The organism is Binatus sp. (SeqCode) (genome assembly GCF_036522015.1).
GTDB lineage: Bacteria > Desulfobacterota > Binatia > Binatales > Binataceae > Binatus.
In genome coordinates this window covers 1-6,196 of record NZ_DATDGQ010000258.1, presented here as the reverse complement: position 1 = coordinate 6,196, position 6,196 = coordinate 1, and the positions used below count along the sequence as shown (strand labels likewise).

General features: G+C 60.7%; 8 protein-coding genes. 7 read left to right on the top strand and 1 reads right to left on the bottom strand.

Annotated elements, in window-relative coordinates:
• A partial coding sequence (locus VIW95_RS11165; RefSeq protein ID WP_331586427.1) for a hypothetical protein occupies positions 1–223 on the top strand: 223 nt, incomplete at its 5' end.
• Positions 224–322: 99 nt separating this feature from the next.
• Positions 323–697, top strand: coding sequence for a cytidine deaminase (locus tag VIW95_RS11160; protein ID WP_331586425.1), 375 nt, complete (start codon positions 323–325; stop codon positions 695–697).
• 64 nt (positions 698–761) lie between these two features.
• Here the strand turns inward: VIW95_RS11160 and VIW95_RS11155 are convergent, their stop codons facing one another.
• Positions 762–1,001, bottom strand: coding sequence for a hypothetical protein (locus VIW95_RS11155; RefSeq protein ID WP_331586423.1), 240 nt, complete (start codon positions 999–1,001; stop codon positions 762–764).
• 81 nt (positions 1,002–1,082) lie between these two features.
• On the opposite strand from VIW95_RS11155, the gene pheA reads away from it, so the two are divergent.
• From pheA to VIW95_RS11130, 5 genes are all read left to right on the top strand, one after another.
• On the top strand, positions 1,083–2,198 hold the full coding sequence (gene pheA, locus VIW95_RS11150) for a prephenate dehydratase (RefSeq protein ID WP_331586421.1): 1,116 nt from the start codon (positions 1,083–1,085) through the stop codon (positions 2,196–2,198).
• 42 nt (positions 2,199–2,240) lie between these two features.
• Positions 2,241–3,347, top strand: a complete 1,107-nt coding sequence (gene hisC, locus VIW95_RS11145) for a histidinol-phosphate transaminase (protein ID WP_331586419.1) — start codon at positions 2,241–2,243, stop codon at positions 3,345–3,347.
• A gap of 193 nt (positions 3,348–3,540) precedes the next feature.
• Positions 3,541–4,404 (top strand): prephenate dehydrogenase, encoded by an 864-nt coding sequence (locus VIW95_RS11140; RefSeq protein WP_331586417.1) that lies wholly within the window; start codon positions 3,541–3,543, stop codon positions 4,402–4,404.
• Positions 4,401–5,099, top strand: coding sequence for a (d)CMP kinase (gene cmk, locus VIW95_RS11135; protein WP_331586415.1), 699 nt, complete (start codon positions 4,401–4,403; stop codon positions 5,097–5,099). Before VIW95_RS11140 ends, cmk begins: the two co-directional genes overlap by 4 nt.
• A 116-nt stretch (positions 5,100–5,215) precedes the next feature.
• Positions 5,216–6,196: 30S ribosomal protein S1 (locus tag VIW95_RS11130; protein ID WP_331586413.1), on the top strand; the 981-nt coding region annotated here is incomplete at its 3' end.

Here is a 6,196-nt window from a genome sequence, read left to right as displayed (position 1 = left end):
CCGCTTTGGCGACGGCAACAATCGTTTGAATTTCAGCACGGTCGAGCGCGGCTATCTCGGCGACAGCGCTGACGCGAAGCTCAAGTCGGGAGCCGTGATGTGGCGCGTCGATGGCGGCGTGGGCCAGTTCGCCGGTGCCAGCGGATATATCACGTCGAACTTCACGCTGAGCGACGCCGGCGATGTGACGGACAACCAGTTCGGCGTGATTTTTGTGAAGTAGCAGGCGCGGCCCCGGCACTGGTTCAGTCGCGGAAGGCTCTGGTATCCAACCGCCCGCCGCGCGCGCGGCAATCGCAGCGATCAGGACAGGTTACATTCCATGCAGTTCGACCCCAATGTGCTCAAGGCTGAAGCGCTTAAAGTGGTAGGCCGCTTTGAATGTTCCAAAGATTGCACCGCGGGCGGGGTCGGAGCGGCGTTGCTCTCGGCTTCGGGCGAGATATTTACCGGGATTTGCATTGATACCGATTGCAGCCTTGGATTTTGCGCGGAACACGCCGCAATCGCCGAGATGCTGAAGCATCGGCAGACTCGAATCGTCGCCGTAATTGCAGTCAACGCCAAAGGATTGGTCATTCCTCCATGCGGGCGTTGCCGTGAACTGATTCATCAGGTCGATCCTGCGAACTGGGACACAAACGTCATCCTGGATAATGCGGTCGTCACCTTGCGCGACTTGCTTCCGCGCCGCTAGGCCGTCGCGAAAGAATCAGGACCCAATTTCCAGACTGAATCAGTACTCGCGGCGCGGTAGTGCCCTAATTTGATTTTGACCCGTAGCCAAGGGCCACGATCCGGTCTGCACCGAAGAAGAGGCCAGCGCTGATAGCGATCCAAACAATCGGGATGATGAGCGACGCCGGAAAAGGCTCTGGATGAATTAATTGGGCACCTAAGAATTCAAGCGTGCTTTCCACCGCGTAAATCAGCGCTCTTTCGCAGAAGAAATACAAGCCCAATGCTCTAACGACCACTCCAAACGCTTCACGTGTGTCCATTTTGCGTTCACCCTCGCCCGATGTCTTGCGGCGCCGCATGCGTTGAAAAGCCCTCGTTGATCGGATACCCATTCTTGTTCGATGTCATCACGGATTGCCAGGAAGCCGGCCGCCGAGCCGCCGTCGATCGAGAGTCTGCGCGCACGGATGGATGAGATTAATCTCAAAATTCTGCGCCTCATTTCGGCCCGGGCCAGCGTCGCGATCGAAATCGGACGGCTCAAACATCATGAGAGCGGCGAGGTTTATCAGCCGGTGCGCGAGCGCGCGATTATCGAAAAGATGATCGCCGAAAACCCGGGCCCGCTCACCGATGAGCAGGTCAAGCGGATCTATGTCGAGATAATTTCCGCCTGCCGCGCGCTCGAGCATGAGCCGCGCGTCGCATTCCTCGGCCCCGAGCACACCTACTCGCATGACGCGGCGCGGATGCGCTTTGGCTCGAGCGTCGAGCTGATGCCGCTGGAGTCGTTCGCCGCCGTCTTCCAGGCAATCGAGAACGGCCGCGCGGATTTCGGCGTCGTGCCGGTCGAAAACTCGACCGAAGGATCGATCAACTTGACGCTTGACCTGCTGATCGACACCGCGCTGGTGATAATCGGCGAGGTGCTGCTGCCAATTCGCCCGTCGATATTGTCGCTCACCGGCAAGCGCGAAGAAGTGACGAAGATAATTGCGCATCAGCAGTTGCTCGCTCAGTGTCGCGGTTATCTCAGCGCAAATTTTCCTCAGACTGACATAGAAGCGGTCGCCTCCAATGCGCTGGCTGCCCAGCGCGCGGCAGCCGATGGATCGCTCGCCGCACTCGCATCGGCGACGGCGGGCGAAGCGTATGGGCTCAGGCCGATCGCGACCAACGTGCAGGATCTTGCGACCAACGTGACGCGATTCCTCGTGATAGGGACGTGGCCGGTCGAGCGATCAGGCAAGGACAAGACCACGCTGCTGTTCGCGGTGGCGGATCGCGTCGGCACGCTCAACCAGGCGCTGAACCTGTTTGCGCGCAACGCGATCAACATTTCGAAGATCGAATCGCGTCCGCTCCGCGCGCGGCCGTGGGAATACCTGTTCTTCGTTGACGTTACCGGCCATCGCGACGACCCCAAGCTCGCTCGCGCACTCAAATCCTTGTCGAGCAAGGCCCTATTCTTGAAGGTCTTAGGATCGTATCCTGAAGGAAGGTCGGCCGCTGCCTGAGCCGGGCAGTCGAAAACTTTTCTCAGTGGCCGCTCCCTCGTTTTGATCAAAGCACAAGATCTCGTACTCCCTTCCGTCGCCGCGCTTGCTCCCTACGAGCCGGGCAAGCCGATCGAAGAATTGCAACGCGAACTCGGAGTCGTCGATCCGGTAAAGCTGGCGTCGAACGAGAATCCTCTCGGACCGTCTCCGCTCGCGATCGAGGCGATCAAGGCTGCCCTGCCTGAGCTGAACCGCTACCCCGACGGTGCGAGCTACGAACTGCGGGCGAAGATCGCGGCGCATCATAAGATCGGAGTCGAGCGGGTGTTCGCGGCGTCGGGCTCCGTCGAAGTGCTCAATCTGCTCGCGTTCCTATACCTGCGGCCGGGACTCAACTCGGTTTACTCGGAGCATTCGTTCGCGATTTATCCGCTGGCGACCGCCGCGGCCGGCGGCGAACATCGCGTGGTTAAAACCAGCGATGGATTCTCGCACGACCTCAACGCGATGGCCGCGGCGATCGACGCGAACACCCGAATGGTATTTCTCGGCAATCCGAACAATCCGACCGGCACAATTTACCGGCGCGCCGAATGGAAGCGATTCCTCGAGCGCGTGCCTGAGAATGTCGTGATCGTTGCCGACGAAGCGTACTTCGAGTTCGTGCGCGACCCGGACTATCCCGACTCGATCGAAGATCACGACGACCGCCGGCTGATAATCACGCTCCGCACCTTTTCGAAAATTTTCGGGCTGGCCGGCATGCGAGTCGGTTACGCAGTGGCGCGCCCCGACATGATCCAGATGCTGCATAACGTGCGGCAGCCGTTCAACGTGACGTCCCTTGCGCAGGTGGCGGCGATTGCAGGGATGGACGACCGCGCGCATATCGCGAGGACGCTGGAAGTCAACGCCCAGGGGATGGCCTACCTCGAACGCGAGTTCGCGCGGCTCAAGCTGCCGTTCGTGCCCAGTCACGCCAATTTTTTCCTGGTCGATGTCGGCGACGGGCGCGCCGTTTACGACAAACTGCTCCGCAAGGGCGTTATCGTCCGCGCGATGAACGGCTACGGCTATCCGGGCCACGTGCGAATCAGCGTCGGGCTGCCCGAAGAGAATCGGCGACTCATCGCGATGCTCGCCGAAGTGATAGGCCCGCAGTCATGAAGGGCAATCGAAATGCGGATAACTTGGCAACGAGTTCTTCCCCTCTCCCTGTAAGGGAGAGGATGAAGGTGAGGGTCCTTATAAAGCGCGCATCCTTTGCGCGCGATTCAAGATTCTGCGGCCGTCCTGAATCTGTCAGCCGAGGTTACGCAATGCTCTCGATCCACTGGGACATCACGGGGCAGCTCGGCTGATGGCGCTGCTGTTTCGACAGATGACCGTTTGCGGAGTCGGCCTGATTGGAGGCTCGCTCGCGTTGATCGCGCGGCGCGCGGGTGTCGTCGGCAAAGTCGTCGGGCTCGGACGCTCGCAGGCGAACCTTGACGTGGCGCTGGAGCGCGGCATGATCGATCTAGCGACGCGCGACCCGGTCGAAGCGGCGCGCGGTGCAGACCTGATCGTACTCGCGGTGCCGATTCAGACGATGCGCGCGACGCTGGAAAAAATGATCGAGCATACTGCCCCTGATGCAGTCGTGACCGACGTCGGCAGCGTCAAGCAATATGTCGTTCGCGAGCTCGAGCCGTTGATCACAGGCAAGCGATCGCTCGTCGCGGCCCATCCTGTTGCCGGCAAGGAAACTACTGGCGCAGGCGCTGCCGACCCCGCGCTGTTTAGAGACCGGCGCGTGATACTCACGCCGTCGGCCAAGAGTACGCCCGAGGCGATCAACAAGATCGAGCAGTTGTGGGACGAGACCGGCGCCTGCGTCGAGATGATGGACGCTGCCACGCACGACGCGATCCTCGCGCGCTCGAGCCATCTGCCGCAGGCGGTGTCGAGCGTGCTGGCTGCCGCGCTGTCCGACGAGAAAGTCAGCAACAAGCTCGCGGCGGAATACGGCGCGGGCGGTCTGCGCGATACGACGCGACTCGCGGCGTCGTCGTGGGAGATCTGGCGCGATATTTTTGCGACGAATCGCGAGGCGATCGTCGCGGCGCTGAAACTCTACGGCGGAACGTTCGCCGAATTTCAGCGCGCAGTCGAAGCCGGCGACATGAATGGCGTCGAGAAGATTTTTAAGCGTGGCCGAGCGATGCGGGAAAAGATCAGATGAGCCGCAAAGAACCGATTATCGCGATTGACGGCCCGGTCGGCGCCGGGAAATCCGTGGCGGCGCGCGAGCTCGCGCGCGCTTTGGGGTTCGCTTACCTCAACACGGGCGCAATGTATCGAGCGGTCGCGCTTGCGGCGCGCGAGGCTGGGGTCAGCCCCGACGATCCCAACGTCGAAGAGCGGCTGGCGTCGATACTCAGGGGGATTAGGATAAAGTTCGACGGCGAGAAGATATTGCTCAATGGGCGCGACGTCACCGCGAAGAAAGATGAGCCTGAGATCGGCGACCTCGCGTCGCGATTCTCCGCGCTTGGCTCGGTGCGCGCGCGGATGCGCGAGTTGCAGCGCGCGGCGGGCGCCGACGGCGGAGTCGTGATGGAAGGTCGCGACATCGGCACGGCGATTTTTCCCGATGCCGAGTTCAAGTTCTTTCTCGTCGCCGATGTGAAGACGCGCGCGCGCCGCAGATTTGAGGAGCTCAAGAAAAAAGGCGGGACGATCACCGAGCAGGAAGTGCTCGAGCAATTGGTCGAGCGCGACCGCCGTGACAGCGGACGCGAACTCGCGCCGCTCAAGCGTGCCGACGATGCGACAGAGATAGATTCAACAAAACTTTCGATCGACGCGGTGGTCGCGGCGATGAAAGCGAAGATTAACCCTCGAATCAACGCCGCCAAGGACTTGAAACGAGCCTAGCCCGGTTGTAAGGATTGCAGCAGCCCCGAAAGTCCCGGAATCCCGGAAGGTCCCCCTAAATGGAGAAAGTGTTGCCAGAGCAAATGAACGGAGGAGAAAATGACTTTGAGTCGTTGATGGAAGAGAGTTTGAAGGCTCCCCGTCCCGGCGACGTGCTGGTTGGAAGAGTCCTTCTGATCACGCGCGACAGCGTCATCATCGACATCAACTACAAGTGCGAGGGCCAGGTCCCTCTCGAAGAATTCCTTGACCACGAGGGGCATCCTACCGTCAAGGAAGGCGACGAGGTTGACGTGTACTTCGAAGGCACCGAGACCGACAACGGTACCGTGATGCTTTCGCACGCCAAGGCCGAGAAGTTCAAAGTCTGGCGCGAACTCGACAAGGCGTTCCAGGCCGAGACTCCGGTCGAGGGCGTCGTGCTGGGCAAAGTCAAAGGCGGACTCAAGGTAGATATCGGAGTGCCGGCGTTTCTGCCGGGATCGCACGTCGACATTCGTCCGGCGCGCAATCTGGACAGGTACGTCGGACAGCGCGGGCGCTTCCAAATCCTGAAGTTCAATCGCGCCCGCGGCAACGTCGTGGTCTCACGGCGCAGCGTGCTTGAGCGCGAGCGCTCCTCTCTGAAAGAACAGACGCTCAAGGTGCTCGAAGAGGGCGTGATCCTCGAAGGTACCGTCAAAAACATTACCGACTACGGCGCCTTCATCGACCTCGGCGGAATCGACGGCCTGTTGCATATCACCGATATGGCGTGGGGCCGCTTGCAGCATCCGTCGGAAGTGTTGAAGGTCGGCGACAAAGTTAAAGTCGTCGTACTGAAGTACGACGCCGAGCGCGAGCGCGTGTCGCTTGGCATGAAACAGATCATGCCCGACCCGTGGACCAAGGTGGCCGAAGGCTATCCGCCAGGCACGCGAATCAAGGGCAAGGTCGTCAGCGTGACTGACTACGGCGCGTTCGTGGAAATCGAAAAAGGCGTCGAGGGTCTGATCCACGTCTCCGAGATGAGTTGGAGCAAGCGCGCGGTGCATCCGTCGAAAGTCGTCAATCCCAACGACATGGTGGAAGTGCAGGTGCTCGGCGTCGACGAGGCG